A 23,798-nucleotide genomic window follows, 5' to 3' on the forward strand; every position below is an offset into this window, starting at 1 on the left:
TTAATAATACTTGATCGGGTTTGTTATACTCTCTGATAAAGAGACTGCAAAATTAGGAATTTTTTTCGTAAGATAGTCAACTAATAAATTTTTTGTAAACTGCTCGGTTTCATAGTGCCCAATATCGGCAATGACCATTTTGTTTTCTGCTTCATAAAATTGATGGTATTTGATATCGGCACTAATAAAAATATCTGCCTTTTGGGCTTTCGCGGCTCCTATGGCAAAAGCTCCGCTTCCCCCCAAAACAGCTACGGTTCGAATATCTTTTCCTAAAGTTTGGGAGTGGCGTATGCAAGATACCTGCATTTTTTCCTTTAAGAATTCAAAAAACGCAATTTCACCCATAGGTTGTTCCAATTCTCCGATCATGCCCATACCCATTTGCTGGTCAGTATTGTCCAAGCCAATGATTTCATAGGCCACTTCTTCATAAGGATGATTTTTTCGCAATGCTTTAAGGATTTCCGCTTCCTGGGCTCTGGTATAGGTAATATGTAGCTGAATCTCTTCTTCCAAATGCGTCTTCCCTATCGTCCCTTTTGTGGGTTTGGCATCTTTTCCTGCCTTATAACTCCCAATACCCGCTGTGCTGAAACTACAATGGGAATATTTGCCTATATTTCCTGCACCAGCAGAAAATAGGGCATCTTTCAATCTATCGGCATCATCCTTTGGAACATAAGTGGTCAACTTTTTGATGACCTTTTCCTTTGGAATTAGAATACGGGTATTGCGGAGCCCCAATACCTCGCAAATTTTTCCATTCACCCCTTTAGGAACATTATCTAAGGCGGTATGCATGCTATATATAGCAATGCGATGCTCTATGGCTTTAATGACCACTCGTTCTACATAGGATGCTCCCGTAAGCTTTTTTAAACCTCCAAAAATAATAGGGTGAAAGCTAACGATAAGATTACACTTTTTACGAATGGCCTCATCAACTACATTTTCCAAAGTGTCCAAGGTGACCAATACGCCCGAAACTTCCATTTGTTTATTTCCTACCAAGAGGCCCACATTATCAAAACCCTCGGCATTGGCCAGAGGGGCCAATTCTTCGAGTACAGCAATAACTTCTTTTACGATCATTTTAAATTTTATAGCGTTATCAAAGATAAAATATTATATTTTCGTTCCGATGCGCAGTTTAAGAATTATAGGACTTCCTTTCTCATGGCTTTATGGTTTTGTAGTCTTTCTACGGAATTACTGCTATGACAAAGGTGTTTTTACGTCCAATACCTTTGATACTCCCATAGTTTGTATTGGAAATTTAAGTTTGGGCGGAACGGGGAAAACCCCTATGACAGAACTACTGTTGCGCAATTTAAAGGAAACCTATAACATAGCGGTTCTCAGTAGGGGGTATGGCAGAAAATCCAAAGGGTTTGTTTGGGGGCATGACACCCAAGAAGTGAAGGCATTGGGAGATGAACCTTTTCAAATCCAATCCAAGTTTCCAGATGTCACGGTTGCCGTAGATGCCAATAGGAGTGCTGGGATACGTATTTTAGAAAGCGAAATCTCCCCTGAACTCATTGTATTGGATGACGGCTTTCAACATCGAAAAGTCAAGGCGGACTATGCGATTCTGCTGACGGCCTATGGTAATTTATATGTAGATGATTATTATATCCCTAGTGGTAGCTTACGGGACCATAAGAATCAGGTAAAACGTGCAGATACTATTGTAGTGACCAAATGCCCCAGAGACATTGACCAGGAGACCATGGAAGAGGTACGAAATCGCTTGCAACCTTTGGAACATCAACAAGTGCTGTTTAGTACCATAGTGTATGAAAGGGAATTAAGGGGAACCCAAAACAATATCAGTTTGGAATCGCTAAAGAACAAAAGAATCACTTTGGTGACCGGAATCGCCATACCTGGACCATTGGTCTCATTTTTGGAAGCAGAAGGTATTATTGTGGAACATTTGTCGTTTAGAGACCATCATTTTTTTTCAACGGAGGAAATAACACTTTTCAATAGTAAAGAAATCGTTTTAACCACGGAGAAAGATTATGTTCGTTTGGAGGGAAAGGTAAAGGACCTATATTATATTGAAATGGCACATGGTTTTATAGGAGAGGGGGAAGCAAGTTTGCTCCAGGCCATTAGGACTTTTGTGAACTAGTCTTTTTGTATTTGGGATTAAAGATGTTCTCTCCAATTTTTTGATAGAAAAGCTCGGGTTTAAAGGGTTTGGTGACCACATCATTACATCCGGCAGCGTAAAAACTTTCCAAACTATCGTCTAGAGAAATCGCTGTTAAGGCAATAATAGGAATTTCTTTATCAAATTTTCGAATTCTGATCGTTGCTTCTTCCCCACTGATTCCTGGCATATGAATGTCCATTAAAATGCCATGATAGGTATTTTTTTCTGCCATTTCAACGGCAAGGGTACCATTGCTGGCGATATCACAGGTGATATCTTTTTTATTCAACATTTTCTTAGTGATCACCTGATTGATCTTATTGTCTTCCACCACCAACAAATGCAAACCTTCCAACTCATAGGTCTCCGGTGTTATTTGGAAAGGAGTATCATCTATGACATCATCCTTGCTTTTTAGGTTTAAATGGAAATAAAAAGAACTCCCTTCGCCCAAGGTACTTTTCAATTGTATTTTACTACCAAATAAACCAAGTAGACTCTTCACGATAGTCAGTCCTAAACCGGTGCCCCCATATTCCCTATTGATTTGTATGGATCCTTGTTCAAAGCTGTCAAAAATACCTTGTTGCATTTCTTCGGAAATACCAATACCATTATCTTTTACTTCAAAATATAAATCCAGATCATGCTCATCCTTTTTAGATAAGCGCGTAATAACGGTTACTTTTCCTCCTTTGGTAAATTTAATGGCGTTACCTACAAGATTGATAAAAATCTGTGATAGTTTAAGCGGGTCACCCATAAGGTGTTGTGGGATGCTCTCATCGTGGTCTAAGACGATTTCTGTTGTATTCTCCTTGGCACTTGGATGTAGGGAGTCTATAACTTCCTGCAATATTTTCTTAAGATTGAACTGAATGTTCAATGTTTCTAGCTTGTCTGCGTCAATTTTATTGATTTGAAGAATATCATTGATAAAGTTCAAGAGGTAATCTCCGGAGAATTTCAGGGACTTTAAATGCTCTTTCTGATGTTCACTGGGGTCTTCTTCCAGCAATAAATGGGTGAGCCCGGTGACGGCATATAGCGGTGTTCGCAATTCGTGGCTTACTGTGGATAAAAAGTTGGTTTTGGCTTCCATGGCCGATACCGCTTCGTCCCTGGCCGATTGCAATTCTTTGTTCTTTGTTTGCAAAAGGTCATTGGTCTTTAATTTTATTTGATTGTTTCGATACAAAGAAACGGCTAAGAGCGATATAATCGTAAGGAATGCAGAAGTTAAGATAGCCGTGATTTCCGATCGGTTGACCGATTTACTCAACTCTTCAATTTCTTGTTCCTGACTCTTTATTTTTTTGTTCATTCGCGCAAACTGTATCCTATCTGCAGTTTTTACTTCAGTTTGCAGTTTCTCTATGGTGAAAATTGAATCCTTGATCTTGAGCAAATTCCTGTTGTGTACCAAGGACTCATCAAACCTTTCCATTTTTTCATAGGTAGTGCCCAGCAATTCATTGATTTCAAGAATCTCTTTAAAGAATAGGTTTTCATTGGCTATTTCTAGGGCACTCAAACCATTTTTTACACTTTCTTCATACTTTTCTTCTAGGAAATTCAGTCGTGCCAATCCAATATATGCCTGGGTAGTGAGGTAGTGTTTTTCATAAATATCTTGGTTGACGACCAAGGAATTGAAGTTTTTATAGGCATTTTCGAACTTTTCGATATTCATGAAAATATTCCCTTCTACCAATAATACTTTATTCAATAGGTTCCGATCATTGTTGATCTTAGCAGGTTCGCTGAGCATATAGAGTGCCTGAAAATTTTGCCCTCTTCTATAGAGCAGTAAGGCTTCAATATATTTGTGAAAGGCAGATCCATAAGGAAATTCCAATTCTTTAAGGAGGGCAGCGGCTCTATCCCAATAGAATACGGCCTTTTCATCCCGGTTAAGATCTAGATTCAGCAATGAAAATGTATGATAGCAATCCACTAAGGCCTTTTCATCTTCATTTTCCTCTGCTAGGGCAACTGCCTTTTCCAAAGATTCCTGAGCCAAAGTTATTTTATCCTGATGCCTGTAGGTTCGTACTTCTTGAAAGTAGTCATAGATGGTTTTGGAAGAGCTGTTGTCCGTCTGGCCATGAACAGTTTGAAAAATAGCGAGAACAAGCCCTAGTACTATAGCTTTTCCTTTACTTATATGTAAAAATGTAAACTTCAAATATAATTTTTAGTGATCAATAAATTCATAAGATCAATGATTCTACTGCTATATCCAGTTTCATTATCATACCAACCTATGATCTTGACCATTTTACCTACAACTGATGTCATCTGAGAATCAAACGTACAAGAGTAATAACTATTGTTTATATCGATAGAAACTATGGGGTCTTCAGTGTAAAAAAGGATATTTTTAAGCTTTTTCTCCGAAATTTCCCGAAAAGTGCGGTTAATTTCTTCAATAGAGGTCTCTTTTTTGACGTTTAAAGTGATATCTGTTAAAGAACCGTTGGGTACCGGAACTCGAATACCACAACCTCCTATAACATCGCTTAAATCAGGAAAAATCTTGGTTAAGGCCTTGGCCGCACCTGTGGTGGTCGGAACAATGGATTGTCCTGCAGCTCTCGCTCTACGAAGATCCCTATGAGGTTGATCATGCAGGCTTTGATCCGTAGTATAGGAATGGATAGTGGTAATATAAGCTTGCTCTATGCCACAAAGATCTTGCATCACCTTGATCATAGGGGCGGCATTATTTGTAGTACAGGAGGCGTTGGATATAATAGTATCTTCCTCGGTCAGCGAATCTTCATTGATTCCCAAGACCACCATTTTGATATCATCATCCGTTGGAGGTACAGACAGAATAACTTTTTTTGCTCCATTGGCCAAGTGATGATTCAAAAGGGCTTTGGACTTAAATTTTCCCGTTGCCTCAACCACAATATCAACACCCTGATATCCCCAATCAATAGTTTCAGGGCTATCGTGATTTAGGAGGGGTATTGTATCTCCATTGATGATGATTTCTTGGTCCCGATGTTCAATGGTCTCCTTAAAAACGCCATGGATACTGTCGTATTTTAAGAGATGGGATAAGGTGCGCGCATCTGCCAAATCGTTGATAGCAACTACTTTTAAATGAGGATGTTTGTGCAATAAACGAAATAAGGTTCTTCCGATTCTACCAAAACCATTGATGCCTATGGTAACTTGTTTCATGCTTGAGTTGGGTCTGTAAAATGAATAAAATACGTTTTGTGCTAACGTACTACGGCATTATTCTTGAAATTTGAATGCGAGTCATAATGAATATTTTTAGTCGATATGCTTATGCGCTTTGTACGAAGAGCGTACCAACGCTCCACTTTCTACATGCCGAAATCCCATGTTCAATCCAATTTCCTCATATTTTTTAAACTGCTCGGGCGTAATGAATTCCTTTACGGGGAGATGTTTTTTTGAAGGTTGTAAATATTGGCCTATAGTGACCACATCCACATTGGCACTTCTAAGATCTTTCAATGTCTCAATTACTTCCTCTTCAAATTCACCCAGCCCTAACATGATGCCCGACTTCGTTCTTCTGGCTCCGTTGGCCTTTAAGTAGCGCAAGACTTCTAAACTTCGTTCATATTTGGCCTGTATGCGGACTTCCCGTGTAAGTCGTTTAACCGTTTCCATATTATGGGAAATTACTTCTGGAGCCACGTCCAAAATACGATTGAGATGGGTGTGAATCCCCTGGAAGTCGGGAATCAAAGTTTCCAAAGTGGTATTTGGATTCATTCTCCTGATAGCCTTTACCGTTTCGGACCAAATAATGGATCCCATATCCTTAATATCATCCCGATCTACAGAAGTAACCACGGCATGTTTAATTCCCATGATCTTTATAGAACGCGCCACCTTTTCGGGCTCTTCCCAATCAATACTTTCAGGACGTCCCGTTTTTACTCCGCAGAAACCACAGGACCTTGTGCATATATTTCCTAAAATCATGAAAGTGGCAGTGCCCTCGCCCCAACATTCTCCCATATTTGGGCAGCTACCCGAAGTACAGATAGTATGCAGATTATATTTGTCCACAAGGCCTCTGAGTTGCGTATATTTTTTCCCGGTAGGGAGTTTTACACGTAACCATTTGGGTTTTCCTTTAGGCGGATTCGCTTGATCTATAATTTTTGTGCTCAAAGTAAATTTTTATACAAATATACGAACAAAATAACTGGCTAATCTTTGTTTTTAATGACTTCGGCCAGTAACTTTTTGGCCCTTAGCAACTTTACTTTTACGTTGTTTACAGACTCATTAAGCTCTTTGGATATTTCAGCATAAGTGAATTCATTAAAATACCTGAGATTGATCACCTGTTGATAATGCGGTTTCAGTTTCTTGATGTACAAAAGAAGGGTAGCCAAATTCTGTTCTGTTATCAAACGATCTTCAACACTTGGTGCATCGTCCAGAACTTTTTTGATGGCTTCATTATTTCCCGAGTCACTATTTTCCAGTACATTCTTTTTCTTTTTTCGAATAAGATCCACATGGATATTTTTTGAAATAGTGATCAGCCAAGTTTTAAAAGCATAAGAACTGTCATAAGAATCTATCTTGTCAAATGCTTTGGAAAAGGTTTGGATGGTAATGTCTTCTGCATCATTTTCATTTTTGGTCCGAATCAATTGAAATCCATATACGTCATTCCAAAAGGTATCCAAAAGGGAACTAAATGCAATCTGATTGCCCAGTTTCGCCTTTTCAATAATATGTTCCAATGATGTGTCTTCAGAATTGCCCAAACCCTATTTTTAAGAAGTAAATACCAAAAATTGCAAATACGAAACTAGGCGTTGGTCACCGTATCGCGTTTGCAATCTTGTTCATCTGGCATTTTCCCACAGAAACCGCAGGCTTGCCCATCTTTATTTAAAAAAGGATTTTGACTGGCACAGGTGCCGGCAAATTTACCATCTTTTTTAGACCATATTTTAATAGCGATTCCTGCAAAAGCAAGTGCGAGTAATCCAATGGTCAGTAAAACTAATTTCATCTAAAATTTTTATGCAAAGGTACAAAATTAAATACCCTTTTCTATGAAATTGGAATTACTTTAAGATTTCCAATTAATAGGTGATATTCGCAACGATATTCTCCACAGATGGAGTCTCATTACCTCCTTTGGGTTCAATGGTAATGTACCCTATGGCATTTTCAGCGTAGGGCAATGCCAATAACTTATCTTTGTCACCCGCTTCCCGAATGACACCGAGATTTACCATTTCACCATTGACCTCTGCCCACATCTGGAAACATTGATCTTCTGGAAGATTTGGCAATTTGCTTACATTGATATAAGATAGCTTTTTTACAGGGTTGATATACGCTACGGCCTTTAACTCTTTTGCTTTTTTGTTCCCTTTTACCGTATACCGTTTTGTTTGAGGATTGTTGAGTACAATAAATTGATTTCTAACATCTTCCAATTGCTCCCGCATATCTGCTTCAAGCGTTTTAATTTTGTTTGAAACAATTTTGTTTTCCTCTTGCAAATCTTGATTCTGATTCCAGAAAAAATAGGAAGCTGCAGCAAAGAGAAATGCAATGAAACTTGCCGCTACTGCATACCGCAAAAATCGTCTGCGACCCTTGTTCTCCGCTTTTATTCTGCTCAAAATAGTGTCTTTAAGACCTTCAGGTGTCTTAATGGCGTGCATTTTGGCAAAAGTCTCTAGGTTTTCCTGCAGTTCATCATAGGTTTTTCTCACTTCCGGATACATCGCAATATACCGCTCAACCTGCAGGGTTTCTTCAGTACTGGTAGTGCCCAAAAGGTACTTTTCCAATAAATCCGTATCTAAAAATATGCGTATTTTTTCTTTCATAATAATAACGGTATTAAGAACAAGAATAAAGCTGGTGTTCCATAAATCTTCTTTAATTCCCGGAGACCGATTTTCAATCTTGATTTGATCGTTCCCAAAGGAATATTGAGTTCATCACTCGCTTCCTGTTGCGTCATTCCCTGGAAAAATAGTGCGTCCAAGACAATTTGATACTTGGATTCTATTTTGTCCAAATTTTCCTTAACATCAATGAATTCGGGCCGAATGCTATTGATACCTAAGTTATATACGTCCGAAACGTCAATTTGGATTTCTTTATCGGATTTTGTGTTTACACTTCTTAGCTTATCAATGGCCGTATTTCGGGTTATTCTAAAGAGCCAGGTAAACAGTTTTGCCTTAGTGGCATCGTAGGAATCCGATTTTTTCCAAATTTTCACGAAACTTTCCTGCAATACATCTTGGGCCAGATCTTCATTTCGAACTACTTTAAAGGCCACCCCATATAATGTGTCCCCATAGTGCTCGTATAACAAGGAAATTGCCTTCTCATCGCGTTCTTGGAGTAATTCTACAATATGCTTTTCAAGTAGTATGCTCACTATATATCAGCTATATTAATAAAAAAAATCTTACATAACGTCCAAACCTCAAAATTGAAACGTATATAGGGTAAACGCTAAAATATAAAATTGATTGTTATACCTAGCGTTTCTTAAAGTTTAATTTAATATAGATGTACAACTGGAATTGTACATTTAGTTTTGGTTAGTTTGGTTTGGTATAGCCCCTAATAATCTTGTATTGTTAGGGGTTATTTATATGATGTTTACTTCAGGGACAATGCTTATGCCAAAGGTTTTATATACTTGTTCCACAATATTTTGGGAGAGATCCAAGATTTCTTGGCCACTTGCGTTTCCATAATTGACCAATACAAGGGCTTGATGTTTATGTACTCCCGCATCCCCAAATCGTTTTCCTTTAAAACCGCATTGTTCAATGAGCCATCCCGCGGGAATTTTATAGGTGCCATCTGATAACTCATAGTAAGGCGCCCCGTTATTCTTTCTTATGAAAGTATCAAAAGCATCTTTGGAGAGCACGGGGTTTTTAAAAAAACTACCACTGTTGCCTAGAACTTTGGGGTCTGGGAGTTTCCGTTGACGTATTGCAATTACGGCATTGGATATATCTTTGATCGTTGGTTCCGCAATATTATGACTACGAAGCTCCTCTTGAATGGCACCATAAGAGGTATGCAAACTATGCTGGTTTTTAGACAAGACCAAATACACTGCAGTGATAACATATTTGCCTTTGCCCTCATTTTTAAAGAAAGAATCGCGATATCCAAATTGACAAGCCTCTTTGGAAAAGGTATGCATTTTTAAACTTTCCAATTCCAAGGCCTCGCAAGACACAAAGCAATCCTTGAGTTCTACTCCATAAGCTCCAATGTTTTGTATAGGGGCTGTTCCGGTATTTCCTGGAATAAGGGATAAGTTTTCCAAGCCTCCATAGGCGCGGTCTAAGGTCCATAGTACCATATGGTGCCAATTTTCCCCGGCCATGACTTTTAGGGTCACTTCCTCCGTATCTTCTTTAACAATTTCTATGCCTTTAATATTGATATAAATAACTAAAGCATCAATATCTTGGGTAAGCAACATATTACTTCCACCGCTAATAAAGAAGTGTCGCTCGTGCACTGCAGAGGACAGGGCTTTCTTTAAGGTGTCGATGCTAGTGACTTCGCAAAAAAAACGCGCTTTCACATCAATGCCAAATGTATTGTAGGGCTTTAGTGATATGTATTCTTCAATGACCATCAGTTGTTGTATGATTTAAGCGCTTCAGCAAGAATATCCACAGCCTTGATCAGGCGCTCTTTATCCAGTACATAGGCAATGCGAATTTGATTTTTTCCCAGTCCGGGAGTGGCATAAAAACCAGCAGCCGGAGCTACCATAACCGTGGTTTTGTCTAGGCTAAACTCCTCCAGAAGCCATTGGGCAAAATGATCTGCATTTTCAACAGGGAGGGCTGCAATACAATAAAATGCACCTTGTGGTCTAGCCACTTGCACGCCTTCTATTTTTTCCAATGCCGAGATTAAGACATTTCGCCTTTCCACATATTCCTTCTTCACATCGTCAAAATAGTGCTGCGGGGTTTCCAAGGCAGCTTCACATGCTATTTGGGCATAGGTGGGAGGGGAGAGTCGCGCTTGGGCAAATTTTAAGGCCGTTGCAATAAGTTCTTTATTTCTGGAGACCAGACAACCAATTCTAGCGCCGCACATACTGTACCTTTTGGATACAGAATCTACAATAACGGCATGTTCTTCCAAACCAGCTTCCTGCAAAATGGAGTAATGTTCTTTCTCATCATAGGTAAATTCCCGATAGACTTCATCGGCAATCAAGAAAAGATCATGCTTTTTTACCAGATAGGCCAATTGTTGAATCTCTTCCTTACTATAGAGGTATCCCGTGGGGTTCCCGGGATTACAAATCAATATGGCTTTGGTTTTCGGAGAAATCAACTTTTCGAAAGCCTCAATAGGAGGTAAGGCAAAATTATGGTCAATGTCCGAAACAACTGGGACTACTTTTACCCCGGCAGCCGTAGCAAAACCATTGTAGTTGGCATAGAAAGGTTCTGGTATGATTACCTCATTATCCGCATCTGCAATCGTACCCATTACAAAAGCCAATGCTTCCGAACCTCCTGTGGTGACAATAATATCTTCAGCTTCAACCGCAATTTGATGTTTGGCGTAATACTGTGTTAATTTTTCACGGTATTCTTCGGAGCCTTCCGTTCGGCTATAGGCCAAAACATCCAGCGTATTGTTTTTTACGGCATCCAAGGCAACTCGGGGTGTTTTTATATCGGGTTGACCAATATTCAAATGGATGACTTCCGTTCCTCTTTTTTTTGCCGCTTCGGCATAAGGAACCAGTTTTCGAATAGGGGATTCGGGCATGGATAGCCCTTTTTGTGATATCGATGGCATATGCAAAATTTTGACAAAAATGGGAAATCCAAAGGAAGAAAACAATACTCTAAAGTATTTAATTTGCGATGGAACCAATGTTAAACTCTTAGGAAAATTAAGGCATATTTTGTATATTGAGGAGTGATAACTTCTTAAAAGATAGCGAATGAAGCGTTACTTGCAAATCACTTTTTTCCTGCTGCTCTGTTTTCCATTTATAAGTGCAGCACAAGGTTTTCGTTTGCCTGAAGGGAAAAAAACTGAAAAAGTAAAGTTCGAATTGATCAACAATCTTATTGTTATTCCCATGGAGGTCAATGGTGCAAAATTGTCTTTCATTCTGGACTCGGGAGTAACCAGGCCTATCCTGTTCAACCTCTTTGATCAAGATTCCTTGCAGATAAACAATGTCTCTGAAATTACCATTAAGGGTTTGGGGGAAGACGGTGGAATTCAAGCCTTGAAATCGGGCGGAAATATATTTAGGCTGAAACAAATTCAAAATCCGCAACAACTCTTATATGTGGTATTGGACAATGATTTAAATTTTTCTCCTTCCTTGGGAGTTCCCATTCATGGTATTATTGGTTATGATCTTTTTCGGGATTTTGTTGTTGAAATCAATTATAGCAGTAAAGTTCTTAAATTCCATGACCCCAAATATTTTCAACCTAAAGAACATAAGAAAACCTCAGTTCTACCTTTGGCCATTCTTCATAGAAAACCTTATATAGAAGGTAATGTCTTTTTGGATGAAAAAGAGGATATCCCGGTCAAACTTATGGTAGATACAGGAAGTAGTGATGCGGTTTGGCTTTTTCCTGATGAGGAAAAAGGAATGCGGGTTCCCGATAAAAGTTATGAAGACTTTTTAGGAAAAGGTTTAGGAGGAAAAATCTATGGCAAAAGAACTAAAATTAAAAGTGTTAACATAGGTGGTTTTCAGATGAACGATGCTAAGGCAGCTTTTCCACATATGGATTCTTTTAGTGCATTTGGAACAAGAAAAGATCGTAATGGAAGTGTTGGCGGAGAAATTCTGAAACGCTTCAATATTATTTTTGATTATGGAAATAATAAGGTGTTTCTCAAAAAAAACCGACTATTTAATGCTCCTTTTCAATACAACTTTAGTGGTATAGAATTACAACACAATGGGGTACGATATATTGCCGAAAGAATCGCCAATTATGGTGGCGCAGGAAAAGTAGATGATAAGTCGCCCTTAGGAGATGTATCTATCATTTTGGACAATAGAACCAAAATAAGTGTAGTACCCGAAATTATTGTCTCCGGAATTCGGGCAGGGAGCCCTGCCGAAGAAGCAGGATTGCAGGAAGGAGATGTTATTTTGGCGGTAAATGGGAAAAGAGTGCATACCTATAAATTACAGGAGATTCTAGGGCTTTTGAATGCTAAAGAGGGTAAACGTATGCGCGTTTTGATAAATCGCTACGGAAAAGATGTGCTTTTCAGTTTTGTGTTGACCAATGCGTTCAAATAAAAAAGCCCTTCAACATATTGAAAGGCTTTCTTTATCTATTTGATTAATAGTTTATTTTGTTCCTTCCGGAGCCATAACCTCACCCTTTATTTTTAAGACTTTAGTAGGCGTGTCCGCATTGGAAATAACCGTAATGGCTTTTCTTATTTTTCCAACTCTGTTGGTGTCATATTTAACTTGAATCTCACCCGTTTTTCCCGGTAAAATAGGAGCCTCAGGTTTCTTGGGGATAGTACACCCACAACTAGAACTTACTTTTGTAATGATTAATGGGGCACTTCCCGTATTGGTAAACTGAAATACGCGCACTCCGTCACTGCCTTTGGCAATTTCTCCGTAATCAACAGTTTCAGCTTTAAACTCAATTTTAGCTGCCTTGTCTTGGGCAGTAACACTATATCCAAGTAGGCTTACGAATAATACTAGTACTATTTTTTTCATCATTTTTTAGTTTTGGGTGAATACCAAATTTAAATGTTTTTATATGAACGTCCAAAATTCTTTTGTTATCAACTAACGTTACTTATTTTTGTTTCGTATTTAAATTTAGGTAAAAAAAACCCGTATTGTTATAATTTAACATAACCCGCATGCAAAAGCGGACAATGCGACCAATAGTAAACAAAAACTGTTCCGAAAATCATGGATATCCCGTCTAAATATGACCCCCAGAAAGTAGAAAACCACTGGTATGACTACTGGATGAAGCACAATTATTTTCATTCTACACCCGATGAAAGAGAGTCATATACCATCGTAATTCCGCCTCCCAATGTTACCGGGGTGCTCCATATGGGACATATGTTGAATAATACTATTCAGGACGTATTGGTCCGGAGAGCCCGTCTTATGGGGAAAAACGCCTGTTGGGTGCCCGGAACAGATCATGCTTCCATTGCCACAGAAGCAAAGGTAGTCGCTAAACTTAAGGGAGAAGGTATTCAAAAGTCTGACTTAACACGGGATGCCTTCTTAAAACATGCTTGGGATTGGACGCATGAGTACGGAGGAGTGATTTTAGAGCAATTAAAAAAATTGGGATGTTCCTGCGATTGGGAGCGAACCGCCTTTACTTTAGATGACAAAATGTCCGCTTCTGTAATCAAAGTCTTTGTAGAACTTTTCAATAAAGGCCTGATTTATAGGGGACATCGAATGGTGAATTGGGATCCAGAAGCAAAGACAACCCTTTCCGATGAAGAAGTAATTTATCAGGAAAAGCAAGGACTTTTGTATTATTTGGCTTATGCGATTGAAGGTTCTGATGAAAAGGTAACCATTGCAACCACAAGACCTGAGACCATTTTGGGCGATACCGCCATTTGTATCAACCCAAATGATGAACGTTATGCCCATTTAAAGGGAAAACGAGCCATAGTACCTTTAACCGATCGCACTATTCCAATCATAGAGGATACCTATGTGGATATGGAATTTGGAACCGGATGCCTAAAAGTAACTCCTGCCCATGATATTAATGATAAAGCTTTGGGAGAGAAGCATCAATTGGAGGTTATTGATATTTTCAATGCGGATGCCAGCCTCAATAGCAATGGCCTGCATTATCAGGGAAAAGACCGTTTTGTGGTTCGAAAGGAGATTTCAAAAGAACTGGAAGAAAAAGGTTTTTTGATTAAGACCGAACAACATATTAATAAGGTTGGAACTTCTGAGCGCACCAAAGCGGTTATAGAACCTCGCTTGTCCGATCAATGGTTTCTTAAAATGGAAGATTTGGTCAAGCCTGCTATCAAGGCGGTATTGGAGGATGAAGAGGTTAAATTGTTTCCAAAAAAGTTTGAAAACACCTATCGTCATTGGATGGAGAATATCCGAGATTGGAATATATCCCGGCAATTGTGGTGGGGCCATCAAATACCCGCATTCTATTATGGTGATGGGCAGAACGACTTTGTCGTAGCGGAAACCAAGGAAGAAGCATTGGTATTGGCCAATGAAAAACAAAATACAGGTAGCCCATTGACTTTGGAAGACCTACGACAAGATGAAGATGCGTTGGATACTTGGTTCTCCTCTTGGTTATGGCCTATAAGTGTTTTTAATGGAATACTGGAGCCAGATAATGAGGAGATTCAATATTATTACCCTACCAATGACCTGGTAACAGGGCCGGATATCATTTTTTTCTGGGTAGCTCGAATGATTATATCGGGTTATGAGTTTCGAGGAAAACGACCTTTTGAAAATGTATATTTCACTGGTTTGGTACGGGATAAACAGCGCAGAAAGATGTCCAAACAATTGGGCAATTCCCCGGATGCGCTAAAATTAATCGAAGAATATGGTGCAGACGGAGTGCGCGTAGGACTATTGTTGAGTTCTGCAGCGGGGAACGATTTGATGTTCGATGAAGCCTTGTGTCAGCAAGGAAAGAACTTTGCCAATAAAATATGGAATGGCTTTCGCTTATTAAAAGGTTGGGAAGTGGCCGATTTGCCACAGCCCGAAGCTTCAAAGATCGGTTTGGCATGGTATGCGTCAAAGTTTAACCAAGCCTTGATCGAAATTGAAGATCATTTCAGTAAATATCGGATTTCAGATGCGTTGATGGCCACCTATAAATTAATTTGGGATGATTATAGTAGTTGGCTATTGGAAATCATAAAACCGGCCTATCAGGAGCCCATTGATCGAATTACCTATGAAGCGGTTATCGGATTATTTGAACAAAACCTGAAATTACTACATCCCTTTATGCCATTCCTAACGGAAGAAGTATGGCAATATATCAGCCCTCGTACACCCGAACAAGCTTTGGTGGTGTCGCAATGGCCTAAACAGGGTGAAATTGATAAGACACTTATTCAAGATTTTGCATTTACCATGGAAGTTATTTCGGGAGTGAGAACGATACGAAAAGAGAAAAATATTGCCAATAAAGATGCACTTACCCTCTCCTTAATTAATAAGGAAGGAATTTCGGAAGCCTATAATGCTATTTTGAAAAAATTGACCAATCTTTCGGAAATCAGCGATGTACATGCTCCAGTGGATGGGGCGCTCTCTTTTCGCGTAAAAAGTAATGAATATTTTGTGCCTATCATAGGCGCTATTGATGTAGCGGCAGAAATTGCTAAAATTGAAGAAGAATTGAAGTATACGAAAGGCTTTCTTATATCGGTCCAAAAAAAGCTAGGGAACGAACGCTTCGTGAACAATGCCCCGGAACAAGTAGTGGCTACGGAAAAAAAGAAAGCATCTGATGCTGAAGCAAAAATCGCCACCTTGGAGAAAAGTTTGGCGGGATTACAATAAATTAGTTCCTTTCAGGAAAGTACCTTTGACCCTTAAGTAGTTTGAACAAAACGCATCTTGTTCAAGTACTATTTAAGGGTTTTTTAGTTTTTTTGCCTTTTTTTTCGCCTCATTTCAATTCCTTTTTAACCACAGTTTTTAAAAGTGCTAAAAAGTCAACTTCCTTAAAATTAGGGGTACACGGAGAATTTACAATCGTAATTTTTCACTTTTAAAGCCAATTTTTCCTTCTTAAGCAGTTTCTTAAGGATTTAACGACAATAAATAACGTGCTTTGTCCTGTGCTTATGAAAAAGCGAAGTTTTTAGAAATTGTTGTGAAAAGTAAATGAGGTGAAATCACCGAAAATCAAAAATTGCTATTGAAAAAGAAATTTACTTTTTAATGAAGATTGTTATTGAAAAAGAAGAAGGAGGAATAGGAGGGTCGATTCGTCGGTTCTCCTTTCTTTTAAGTAAACTTCGAAGGCAGTAAACAAAATTTTATACAAAGAGTTATAACAGAATTATGGAATTTATATAACTTTTGTATCTTAAAAAATAACAGCTTGTTGTAATGATTTATGATTAATTAGACTATATATCTACAACTAAGGGCTTAAAATATAGGTAAATATCATTGCCCCCAAAAAGGAATGAACGCAAAATTAAAAATATTCATAGTTGGCTTTTTACTCCTCTTATTATTAGGAGGGAGCTATTTGTATTTTGAGTATACAAAGCCTCCAATGGATATTGAGAATGTAAAAACGGAAGTAGAAGTAAGCTCAAAAAATCTGGCCGCTATGTTTCATATGGACAAGGATAGGGCCAATAGTACTTTCGTGGAAAAAACAATAGAAGTAGAAGGAATAATAGATAAAATAATATTTAAGAACGACCATTATTCCGTATTTTTGCAGGCGCAAGAAAAAGGCTCAAAAATTATTTGTGCTATGAAGCCTTCAAAATCAGATCGTATTAAAAATTTAAAACCTGGGGAGAATGTGCGTTTAAAAGGAATTTGTAAAGGCTACCTCTCAGACGTCATTATGTTAAATTGCATACTAGCAAATAAATAGAAACGATGAATAAAATATATACACTACTATGTATGGTAATGGTTTATGGAGGCTTTGCACAGAGCAATAATGTCATTCAAGATAATTTGGGACAGGTAACCTTCTTTTCATATACTTCGGTAGAAAATATAGAAGCTGTAAACAATACGGTGCAAACAGCTATAGATTTATCTAATGAGGTTATTGTGGTTAGTATGTTGATGCGTACGTTTGAATTCAAAAAAGCCTTGATGCAAGAGCATTTTAATGAAAGTTATGTGGAATCCGATTTATATCCAACCTTGACTTTTAAAGGGAAAATAGAAGGAATTGGTGACATTGGCTCCGGCGATTCCAGAACGACCTTGGTTAGTGGGGATATGACCTTCCATGGGGTTGAAAAAAAGGTAGAAGTAAAGACAAAGATTGAAAATAAGGAGGGGAAGTATACCTTATCCGGGGGATTTGAGATCAATATCGATGACTATGAAATAAAGGTTCCAGGTCTATTGGCACCGAATATTGCGAAAACTATTGAAATTACATTTAGATTTGAATATGAATCCAACGAGCAGTAAAATTGTTTATGCATTCCTAATTTTTTTGTGCTTCCATAATGTTGTTCAAGCGCAAGATGATTTGTTTGCCCTTTTGGAAAAAAGCGCTCCGGATGTTCCTAATTACACACAGGCGACATTCAAGGCCAATAGACTATTGATTACGCAATCGGTAGAGACGCGCAGAAAAAACACCTTAGAAATTAATGTGATTACAAAGTATTGGAATACTCCAGAGCAGACAACAAACAGTTTTGGGGCAGATCGTGTCAATACACGTTTTGGCATCGACTATTCTTTCTCCGATCGTTTTACTGCAGGATTTGGTGTGGGAACTTTTGACGGGACATTTAATCTCTTGGGAAAATATCGTTTGGTCCGGCAACGAGCAGATAAAAAAGGAGCTGGAATTGGAATTACTTTAGTGCAGAGTTCTTCCTATCTAACACGTAGTTTCAATCATGTAATCCTTCCTGAGGATTCTTCGGAACGCTTCTCATTTGCAAGTCAAGTGATTTTTGCAAAAAAGGTAGATAGGAATTTATCGTTGCAAATTACCCCTACCTATGTCCATAGGACCTCCCAGCAGTTTGAACCCGATGGAGATGATAACAACCATTTTGCAGTTGGTTTTGGAGCACGGTATAAATTGGGAGGGCATGTTTCCATAGCTTCTGAATATTATTATGTGGCCAATAGAGTAGATGGAATACACGCCTTTGATCCTTTTGCTATTGGTGTAAATTGGGAAGTAAGTGATTTAATATTGCAATTTAGCCTCACCAATACACGTAGCTTTGACGAGCCTACAAATATTACATTGACCACTCAGAATTTTAATTTCAGGGATGGTAATCTGCATATTGGTGTAAGTGGCACCTACGTCTTACACTTTAATAACAAGAAAAAGCGTAGTGCCAAGAAGTTAAGAAAACAACAGAAAAAGGCTTCTGAATAGGAATAGTTCTTCTTTATACCTGAAGGTCGGGATTCCCATGATTTTTAGCAGTGTTCTTTCTAGAGGAACAATACTTTTATAACCCAAGGGGACCATATTGTTGTATAAATAGGTGAATCTCTTTACTTCTAATGAAGTCTAATGTCAATCCAATTATACGAAATCTATAAGATATAAAACTATGGTATCACCTCTAGAGATTAAGCCATTGTTTAAATTCGGAGGCTTTATTCTTTCCTATAATGATATCCACTTCGGATTTCGGAATAACTAGTATTTTTAATTGACTATTGCCGTAACGAATGATTTTCTCAATGGATGAAATGGCAATAATAAATTGCCTATTGGCCCTATAAAAAATACTGCTGTCCAAGCTAGAGAAGAGCTCATCAAGACTATTATTGGCCGTAGATCGTTTTCCATTGGTCTGAACGACATAGGTAATGGTGTTTTCGGTATAGATATAGGCAATATCATCCGTGGAAACGGGCAACAATTCATTTCGTAAATAGGTGAGAATTCGTTTTTTGCCCTTTTCTTTTTCTATAGTTGTATTGGTATCGCTTTTGGATTTTTCATCGGTGACTTCTTCCGGAGAAGGTTCCGGTTTTTCCTGCACTACTTCTTCAGCTTTCGCTTTTTCTTCGCTCACTTTTTGCTGATATTCGCCTAAGGCCGAATTTAATTTGGCCAAATTGAGCACTTCATCTTCCAGTTTCTTTTTCTCACTTTCCAAATTCTTTTCATACATACTTCCAATGAGACGTACCACAATTACAGAGGTTAAGACTAGGAAGAATCCCATAATTAGAAGCGTAATGTAAAATTGATTTCTTAAGCTATCCAATCTATTGGAAATAGAAGTGAGATTTACTAAAGAAGCTACGATCCAGTCAGAATTAATAGTATTTACACCGGACAAGTAAATTACCTCCATCGTTCCACCAATATCTTCTGCCGTACTTATTTCTCCAGCTTCCTGTTTTCGAATAAAAAACTCATAAAAATCTCTTGTTGTTATTTCCGAATCTATAGAAAGTTTAAGGCTTTCATCATATTTGATCGTTCTGCCTCTTTGCGTGCCTTCGGGATGACAGATTACTCTACCGGACCAATCCAAAACTGCAATAGATCCATTTTTGGAGTCAGATTCTGAAAGCAAATTTTGAATATGTTGTTTTAGGTCATCTTTATCCAATCCTTTTGCAAGTTGATAACCAATAAGGCTCGCCACTTTTTTACTTTCCTGTTTATTGGATTCCAGTACGGAATCAAACAATTCAAAAGTACTGGCTTTTACAAAAAATTGGGTTGCAATTCCTGCAACTAGAATAAATATTATAGTAACCGATAAAAAGGTAAAAAGATAAAGTCTGTCTTTTCTCATTTTAATTGTTCAATAATCATAGCGGTTCAACCTTGCGAAGATAACCTTTATCCTTCAATTATTAAATATGGACAAATTCTCCATCCACAATAGTGGGGAATATCATATGGGATACGATCCACGTCTTTTCGATAAAATAAAGAAGAATAAGAAAGTCAATATTTCACTTTTAAGCCTAAAATTTCCCGTTCAGAACATTTTAGTAGGTGCAAACGTCCATAAATACTCAATTTTGTCCTGTCTTAGAAAAAGAAGAAAACGAAAGACAATTGAAAAATTAGTAATTAAAAAAACAAACGTAATGAAAAAGAAGTTTTTAACAGGATTATTATTATCCGCTTTAGTATTGTCATCTTGTTCCAATGATGATGATGTAGTAATTGATGACCCTGTAGTGGGTGTAGAAGACCCTGTAACACCAGAAGACCCTGAAATGGTCTCTGTAGTATTGAATGAGATTAGATTTGGCGCAGAAGACCGTGTTGAGATTTTCAACAATGGTAATATCAATGCTGATTTAAGTAACTATTGGTTGTGCCTTGGACCTGGTACTTATGTGCAATTGGGAACACTTACTCCAGATAGTGGTTCTGTGAGTGATTTAGCTCCTGGTGATTTTTTAGTATTACCATATAGTATGCCTGATGATGAAGGTGGATTAGGATTGTATTCTTCTGATGCTTTTGCAAGTGCAGAGGCTATTGTAGATTTTGTACAGTACGGAGCTGCAGGAAGTGCACGTGAAGATGTAGCTGTTGAAGCTGGAATATGGACAAGTGGGGATTTTGTTCCTGCTACGCGTTTGAACAGCTTTAGTATTGAGTTTGATGGAGAAGGTGATGCTTCTACCGATTGGAGTGAGGAAGTAAATCCTTCTTTAGGATTGGCCAACAATTCAGAAGTAGCTACCTCTATTTTTAATATCACGATCAACAACGTAACGAATTACCTTAACGTACATACATTTACAGAAAGATTGAGAGCAGGAGATGCTCCTACACGTGGCCCGTTAAATATGAACGGTGATCAGTATCAGATTTCTTTCCAAGCTGTACCTGGTACAAGATTTAGCCCTGTGACAATGATGGGGAACAGTAATGACTGGTTCTTGGCTCCAACGGATTTAAATGGTATTGACCTTTTCCCTGGTGGTGCAGCTTTGAACAATGTTGATGTAGCAAGCTTATTATCCCTATATGATTTAGGAACTGAGGCAGATAACGATCCTGCAACATTCCCTCCAGCAGGTGCCAATGTTGGTCCTGCAGATGAGAACCCTTTGGTACGTTTGGTTCCTGGAAGAGTTACTGGTGATATCTATATTACAGCAGTTTTGACTTACGAAGCTTCTAGCGATCCTATGGCTGCGGGTACTTTTACCTTTACTATTACAACGATCAATGCTCCAGATCCTGCAGAAGCTGCTAGCTCTACCAACGGATTTGTGCCAACTCCAGGTATTGCAGTATTACATGCTTTGGCAAACCCATTGTTCGATTTAGGAACAGAAGATAGAGGTGTAGGTCTTGAAGCTATTGCTGAAGACGGAAATCCAGATGAGCTTTTTGCTTGGTTTACAGAAACTGGATCTAATGGTTCTCCATTGCGTCTTTCCTCTTCTTTAAGTGTATTCTCTCCAGGTTTGGTATATGCTTTCAACACAGAAAGAGATCCATTAGTATTACAAGGAGAAACCAATAATCCTGCAAACGGATTGGAAGAATTGGCTGAGGATGGAAACAATAGTATTGCGGTTGATTATGTAAGAAGTCTTGGTCTTCCTGTTGCGGCAAGTGATCAAACGATGAATATTGGTCCTGGAGAAGAGCTTACTTTTACTTTGGAAGTGCCACAAGGACAAGGATATAAATTTGGTTTTGGAACAATGTTCGTACAAACAAATGACTGGTTCATTGCGTATAACAATGAAGGATACCCATTATTTGATGAGAACGGAGCTCCTGTATCCGGAACTGGTGCAAGTGCAAAATCATACTTATACGATGCGGGTACTGAAATTGACGAAGCTGTTGGTTTTGGAATCTATCAAGCGCCTAGACAAAATGGTCCAAACGAAGGTCCAGAAGATGAAAACACTACAGTAAGACGAGTAGGTAACTTGGAAGATGTTCAATTCGGAAAAGGGGTATACTCTAACGGACCTGGTGTTGTTTACCTTAGAGATCCAAGAGGTGGTTACAATGTAATTTCAATTAACATTGAAGTGCAATAAGCTTTAATCGATTTATTTGTCCTACTTATGGGCAGGTTATTTGAGAGCGAAAGACCCTGGCAGTATTGTCAGGGTTTTTTATTTTAGATATTTTTCTAAGTAAACCAATTGGGGGAATATAAGGGTATATACTATTTTCTTTTAAATAGCGTTATGGTCTAAACCAAATTAACCTACATACCCAAGAAATATGGACTTAAATACACGCCTCCAATCTTGTAAACAATGTGAGAATAGAAAATTTGACAGTGCTGTGGGTATTATCTGTTCTCTAACACAGCGCAAACCAGATTTTGAAGACCGTTGTAAAACTTTTGTCGTAGACCCCAAAGAAGCACAGAAAGCTGCGGCGAAGCAATATGTTGCAGAAAAAGAAAAGTCCAATAACATCTCTATTTGGGGAATCTTAGGAATTGTCTTTATTGTTATTCGTATTCTAATGCGAATGGCAAGAGACTAAGAGTTGTAGCGCAACTATTATCTACTGCTATTGCCATGGCTTCTTTCAATTTTTATACTTTTAGGTAGAAAACCAACCAAATGGAATGCCATGAAACATCTTCTTTTGATATCCCTTACTGCCTTTTTTTTCGCGAATGTCACAACGGCCCAAGAAGAGCAATCTGCCGAAGAATTTCAAAAAGAACTGAATGCCCAATATCATGATCCCAAGGAATCTCCCTTAAAAGAAGGAGCAAAAACATTTAAAGGACATCAGTTTTTTGAGATTGATAGTACTTTTGCGGTTAAGGCTAAGTTTACGCGTACGGTGGGAGCAATACCCTTTCAAATGAAGACTTCTACAAGTAGATTGCCCATTTATGAAAAATATGGAGAAGTAACTTTTGTCCTAGAAGGAGAAAGCTTTACGCTGAGCATTTATCAGAATCATAACCTTAGGGAAAAGGAAGCCTTTAAAGAACATCTCTTCCTTCCCTATACCGATTTGACCAATGGGGAGGAAACCTATAGTGGAGGGCGTTATATAGACTTAAAAATTCCCAAAGGAGATATGATGCTTATAGATTTCAATAAGTCGTACAACCCCTATTGTGCTTATACCGAAGGGTATTCCTGTCCCATACCTCCGGCAGAAAACAACTTGAATTACAGGATTAGGGCGGGCGTCAAAAAACCAAAAAAAGCACATTAGTGGTTTGGAAAGGCAATCTTTAATTGCTCTGGGAAAACCAATATGCTACAGTATTTAAAATAAGATATAACCCCAACAGATATCACATGACCCGACAACAACATTTAGAATTTTGTAAAGTTTGTACCCATCAGAAAAAGGATCTGGAGCAAGGGATTGTATGTGGTCTCACCGATCGTATTGCCGATTTTGAGGGAAATTGCGCTTCTTTTGTGGAAGACACTATGCGGAAAGAAACGCTGGCAAATAGCCCTTGGAATAGCGCAGCACGATTAAAGACGGCAAGTCAAGGGAAGCGATTTGTAAATTATATTGTTGACCGTGTATGTGTTTATGTTTGCGCCGTGGTTTTCTATGCTCTCTTTGTAATTATTGAGAGCTATGTATCTCCGGACGGGGTCTCTGTGATCGATGAGGATAACCGACTCCTGGATTATGCGGTGGCCTTTACCGTAGGGGTATTCTATTATGCTTTTTTTGAAGGAGTTACCAATAGGTCCATAGGGAAATATTTTACGAAGACCAAGGTGGTGGATGAAAATGGAAATAAACCTCCATTTGGAAGTATCTTGGCCCGATCCTTTTACCGCTTCGTGCCCTTTGATGCCTTCTCCTTTCTAGGGGAAGGAGTGGGGTGGCATGATCGATGGTCCAAAACAAGGGTGGTGGAAATTGATTCCTAATACCCTCCTTTGAACTTT

General features: G+C 38.4%; 22 protein-coding genes. 10 read left to right on the plus strand and 12 right to left on the minus strand.

The features are described 5' to 3' along the window. Positions 1 to 1,095 (minus strand): Nif3-like dinuclear metal center hexameric protein, encoded by a 1,095-nt coding sequence (locus ACEXOE_RS22605; protein WP_394751153.1) that lies wholly within the window; start codon positions 1,093 to 1,095, stop codon positions 1 to 3. A gap of 49 nt (positions 1,096 to 1,144) precedes the next feature. Between ACEXOE_RS22605 and lpxK the strand changes: the two genes are divergently transcribed. Then, positions 1,145 to 2,143: a tetraacyldisaccharide 4'-kinase gene (gene lpxK / locus ACEXOE_RS22610; protein ID WP_394751154.1), complete on the plus strand. Its 999-nt coding sequence runs from the start codon at positions 1,145 to 1,147 to the stop codon at positions 2,141 to 2,143. On the opposite strand, the gene ACEXOE_RS22615 is transcribed toward lpxK, so the two are convergent. The 9 genes from ACEXOE_RS22615 to ACEXOE_RS22655 all read right to left on the minus strand — a co-directional run bounded on the left by ACEXOE_RS22615 (position 2,124) and on the right by ACEXOE_RS22655 (position 11,008). Further along, positions 2,124 to 4,355, minus strand: a complete 2,232-nt coding sequence (locus ACEXOE_RS22615; protein ID WP_394751155.1) for an ATP-binding protein — start codon at positions 4,353 to 4,355, stop codon at positions 2,124 to 2,126. The genes lpxK and ACEXOE_RS22615 overlap by 20 nt on opposite strands. Then, positions 4,352 to 5,362, minus strand: a complete 1,011-nt coding sequence (gap, locus tag ACEXOE_RS22620; protein ID WP_394751156.1) for a type I glyceraldehyde-3-phosphate dehydrogenase — start codon at positions 5,360 to 5,362, stop codon at positions 4,352 to 4,354. Before gap ends, ACEXOE_RS22615 begins: the two co-directional genes overlap by 4 nt. Before the next feature lie 96 nt (positions 5,363 to 5,458). After that, positions 5,459 to 6,334, minus strand: a complete 876-nt coding sequence (lipA, locus tag ACEXOE_RS22625; protein WP_394751157.1) for a lipoyl synthase — start codon at positions 6,332 to 6,334, stop codon at positions 5,459 to 5,461. Between the two features lie 38 nt (positions 6,335 to 6,372). Continuing rightward, positions 6,373 to 6,942, minus strand: a complete 570-nt coding sequence (locus ACEXOE_RS22630) for an RNA polymerase sigma factor (RefSeq protein ID WP_394751158.1) — start codon at positions 6,940 to 6,942, stop codon at positions 6,373 to 6,375. Positions 6,943 to 6,986: 44 nt separating this feature from the next. Next, positions 6,987 to 7,193, minus strand: coding sequence for a membrane or secreted protein (locus ACEXOE_RS22635; RefSeq protein ID WP_394751159.1), 207 nt, complete (start codon positions 7,191 to 7,193; stop codon positions 6,987 to 6,989). Positions 7,194 to 7,266: 73 nt separating this feature from the next. Next, a complete protein-coding gene (locus ACEXOE_RS22640; RefSeq protein WP_394751160.1) occupies positions 7,267 to 8,025 on the minus strand; it encodes an anti-sigma factor in 759 nt (252 codons plus the stop codon). Beyond that, positions 8,022 to 8,588, minus strand: a complete 567-nt coding sequence (locus ACEXOE_RS22645; protein ID WP_394751161.1) for an RNA polymerase sigma factor — start codon at positions 8,586 to 8,588, stop codon at positions 8,022 to 8,024. Before ACEXOE_RS22645 ends, ACEXOE_RS22640 begins: the two co-directional genes overlap by 4 nt. A gap of 216 nt (positions 8,589 to 8,804) precedes the next feature. After that, positions 8,805 to 9,818 (minus strand): UDP-N-acetylmuramate dehydrogenase, encoded by a 1,014-nt coding sequence (murB, locus tag ACEXOE_RS22650; protein ID WP_394751162.1) that lies wholly within the window; start codon positions 9,816 to 9,818, stop codon positions 8,805 to 8,807. After that, positions 9,818 to 11,008 (minus strand): pyridoxal phosphate-dependent aminotransferase, encoded by a 1,191-nt coding sequence (locus tag ACEXOE_RS22655; protein ID WP_394751163.1) that lies wholly within the window; start codon positions 11,006 to 11,008, stop codon positions 9,818 to 9,820. The genes murB and ACEXOE_RS22655 overlap by 1 nt, the downstream gene beginning before the upstream one ends. Before the next feature lie 148 nt (positions 11,009 to 11,156). Between ACEXOE_RS22655 and ACEXOE_RS22660 the strand changes: the two genes are divergently transcribed. Continuing rightward, positions 11,157 to 12,494, plus strand: a complete 1,338-nt coding sequence (locus ACEXOE_RS22660) for a PDZ domain-containing protein (protein WP_394751164.1) — start codon at positions 11,157 to 11,159, stop codon at positions 12,492 to 12,494. A 51-nt stretch (positions 12,495 to 12,545) separates the two neighbouring features. Here ACEXOE_RS22660 and ACEXOE_RS22665 read toward each other — a convergent pair whose 3' ends face one another. Further along, positions 12,546 to 12,935, minus strand: coding sequence for a DUF1573 domain-containing protein (locus ACEXOE_RS22665; protein ID WP_449619021.1), 390 nt, complete (start codon positions 12,933 to 12,935; stop codon positions 12,546 to 12,548). A gap of 201 nt (positions 12,936 to 13,136) precedes the next feature. On the opposite strand from ACEXOE_RS22665, the gene ACEXOE_RS22670 reads away from it, so the two are divergent. From ACEXOE_RS22670 to ACEXOE_RS22685, 4 genes are all read left to right on the plus strand, one after another. Next, the gene (locus tag ACEXOE_RS22670) at positions 13,137 to 15,770 is read left to right on the plus strand and encodes a valine--tRNA ligase (RefSeq protein ID WP_394751166.1); all 2,634 of its coding nucleotides are present in this window, start codon (positions 13,137 to 13,139) and stop codon (positions 15,768 to 15,770) included. A 634-nt stretch (positions 15,771 to 16,404) separates the two neighbouring features. Continuing rightward, a complete protein-coding gene (locus ACEXOE_RS22675) occupies positions 16,405 to 16,830 on the plus strand; it encodes an OB-fold protein (RefSeq protein WP_394751167.1) in 426 nt (141 codons plus the stop codon). A gap of 5 nt (positions 16,831 to 16,835) precedes the next feature. Continuing rightward, positions 16,836 to 17,387: a YceI family protein gene (locus ACEXOE_RS22680; protein ID WP_394751168.1), complete on the plus strand. Its 552-nt coding sequence runs from the start codon at positions 16,836 to 16,838 to the stop codon at positions 17,385 to 17,387. Then, the gene (locus ACEXOE_RS22685; RefSeq protein ID WP_394751169.1) at positions 17,344 to 18,324 is read left to right on the plus strand and encodes a DUF5777 family beta-barrel protein; all 981 of its coding nucleotides are present in this window, start codon (positions 17,344 to 17,346) and stop codon (positions 18,322 to 18,324) included. The genes ACEXOE_RS22680 and ACEXOE_RS22685 overlap by 44 nt, the downstream gene beginning before the upstream one ends. Before the next feature lie 193 nt (positions 18,325 to 18,517). On the opposite strand, the gene ACEXOE_RS22690 is transcribed toward ACEXOE_RS22685, so the two are convergent. Then, positions 18,518 to 19,711: a LytR/AlgR family response regulator transcription factor gene (locus ACEXOE_RS22690; RefSeq protein WP_394751170.1), complete on the minus strand. Its 1,194-nt coding sequence runs from the start codon at positions 19,709 to 19,711 to the stop codon at positions 18,518 to 18,520. Between the two features lie 301 nt (positions 19,712 to 20,012). On the opposite strand from ACEXOE_RS22690, the gene ACEXOE_RS22695 reads away from it, so the two are divergent. The 4 genes from ACEXOE_RS22695 to ACEXOE_RS22710 all read left to right on the plus strand — a co-directional run bounded on the left by ACEXOE_RS22695 (position 20,013) and on the right by ACEXOE_RS22710 (position 23,780). After that, positions 20,013 to 21,944 (plus strand): spondin domain-containing protein, encoded by a 1,932-nt coding sequence (locus ACEXOE_RS22695; RefSeq protein WP_394751171.1) that lies wholly within the window; start codon positions 20,013 to 20,015, stop codon positions 21,942 to 21,944. Between the two features lie 190 nt (positions 21,945 to 22,134). Beyond that, positions 22,135 to 22,404, plus strand: a complete 270-nt coding sequence (locus ACEXOE_RS22700; protein ID WP_394751172.1) for a hypothetical protein — start codon at positions 22,135 to 22,137, stop codon at positions 22,402 to 22,404. Between the two features lie 90 nt (positions 22,405 to 22,494). Then, positions 22,495 to 23,097: a DUF1684 domain-containing protein gene (locus tag ACEXOE_RS22705; RefSeq protein WP_394751173.1), complete on the plus strand. Its 603-nt coding sequence runs from the start codon at positions 22,495 to 22,497 to the stop codon at positions 23,095 to 23,097. A gap of 86 nt (positions 23,098 to 23,183) precedes the next feature. After that, positions 23,184 to 23,780: an RDD family protein gene (locus tag ACEXOE_RS22710; RefSeq protein ID WP_394751174.1), complete on the plus strand. Its 597-nt coding sequence runs from the start codon at positions 23,184 to 23,186 to the stop codon at positions 23,778 to 23,780. The last annotated feature ends 18 nt before the right edge of the window (positions 23,781 to 23,798 follow it).

It is taken from the genome of Spongiimicrobium salis, assembly GCF_043678055.1.
GTDB classification, from domain to species: domain Bacteria; phylum Bacteroidota; class Bacteroidia; order Flavobacteriales; family Flavobacteriaceae; genus Spongiimicrobium; species Spongiimicrobium salis.

Coding starts and splice junctions, on each gene's coding strand:
- ACEXOE_RS22605 (WP_394751153.1), bottom strand. CDS start 1,095: ATGATCGTAAAAGAAGTTATTGCTGTACTCGAAGAATTGGCCCCTCTG.
- lpxK (WP_394751154.1), top strand. CDS start 1,145: ATGCGCAGTTTAAGAATTATAGGACTTCCTTTCTCATGGCTTTATGGT.
- gap (WP_394751156.1), bottom strand. CDS start 5,362: ATGAAACAAGTTACCATAGGCATCAATGGTTTTGGTAGAATCGGAAGA.
- ACEXOE_RS22635 (WP_394751159.1), bottom strand. CDS start 7,193: ATGAAATTAGTTTTACTGACCATTGGATTACTCGCACTTGCTTTTGCA.
- ACEXOE_RS22640 (WP_394751160.1), bottom strand. CDS start 8,025: ATGAAAGAAAAAATACGCATATTTTTAGATACGGATTTATTGGAAAAG.
- murB (WP_394751162.1), bottom strand. CDS start 9,818: ATGGTCATTGAAGAATACATATCACTAAAGCCCTACAATACATTTGGC.
- ACEXOE_RS22655 (WP_394751163.1), bottom strand. CDS start 11,008: ATGCCATCGATATCACAAAAAGGGCTATCCATGCCCGAATCCCCTATT.
- ACEXOE_RS22660 (WP_394751164.1), top strand. CDS start 11,157: ATGAAGCGTTACTTGCAAATCACTTTTTTCCTGCTGCTCTGTTTTCCA.
- ACEXOE_RS22665 (WP_449619021.1), bottom strand. CDS start 12,935: ATGAAAAAAATAGTACTAGTATTATTCGTAAGCCTACTTGGATATAGT.
- ACEXOE_RS22670 (WP_394751166.1), top strand. CDS start 13,137: ATGGATATCCCGTCTAAATATGACCCCCAGAAAGTAGAAAACCACTGG.
- ACEXOE_RS22675 (WP_394751167.1), top strand. CDS start 16,405: ATGAACGCAAAATTAAAAATATTCATAGTTGGCTTTTTACTCCTCTTA.
- ACEXOE_RS22680 (WP_394751168.1), top strand. CDS start 16,836: ATGAATAAAATATATACACTACTATGTATGGTAATGGTTTATGGAGGC.
- ACEXOE_RS22690 (WP_394751170.1), bottom strand. CDS start 19,711: ATGAGAAAAGACAGACTTTATCTTTTTACCTTTTTATCGGTTACTATA.
- ACEXOE_RS22695 (WP_394751171.1), top strand. CDS start 20,013: ATGAAAAAGAAGTTTTTAACAGGATTATTATTATCCGCTTTAGTATTG.
- ACEXOE_RS22700 (WP_394751172.1), top strand. CDS start 22,135: ATGGACTTAAATACACGCCTCCAATCTTGTAAACAATGTGAGAATAGA.
- ACEXOE_RS22705 (WP_394751173.1), top strand. CDS start 22,495: ATGAAACATCTTCTTTTGATATCCCTTACTGCCTTTTTTTTCGCGAAT.
- ACEXOE_RS22710 (WP_394751174.1), top strand. CDS start 23,184: ATGACCCGACAACAACATTTAGAATTTTGTAAAGTTTGTACCCATCAG.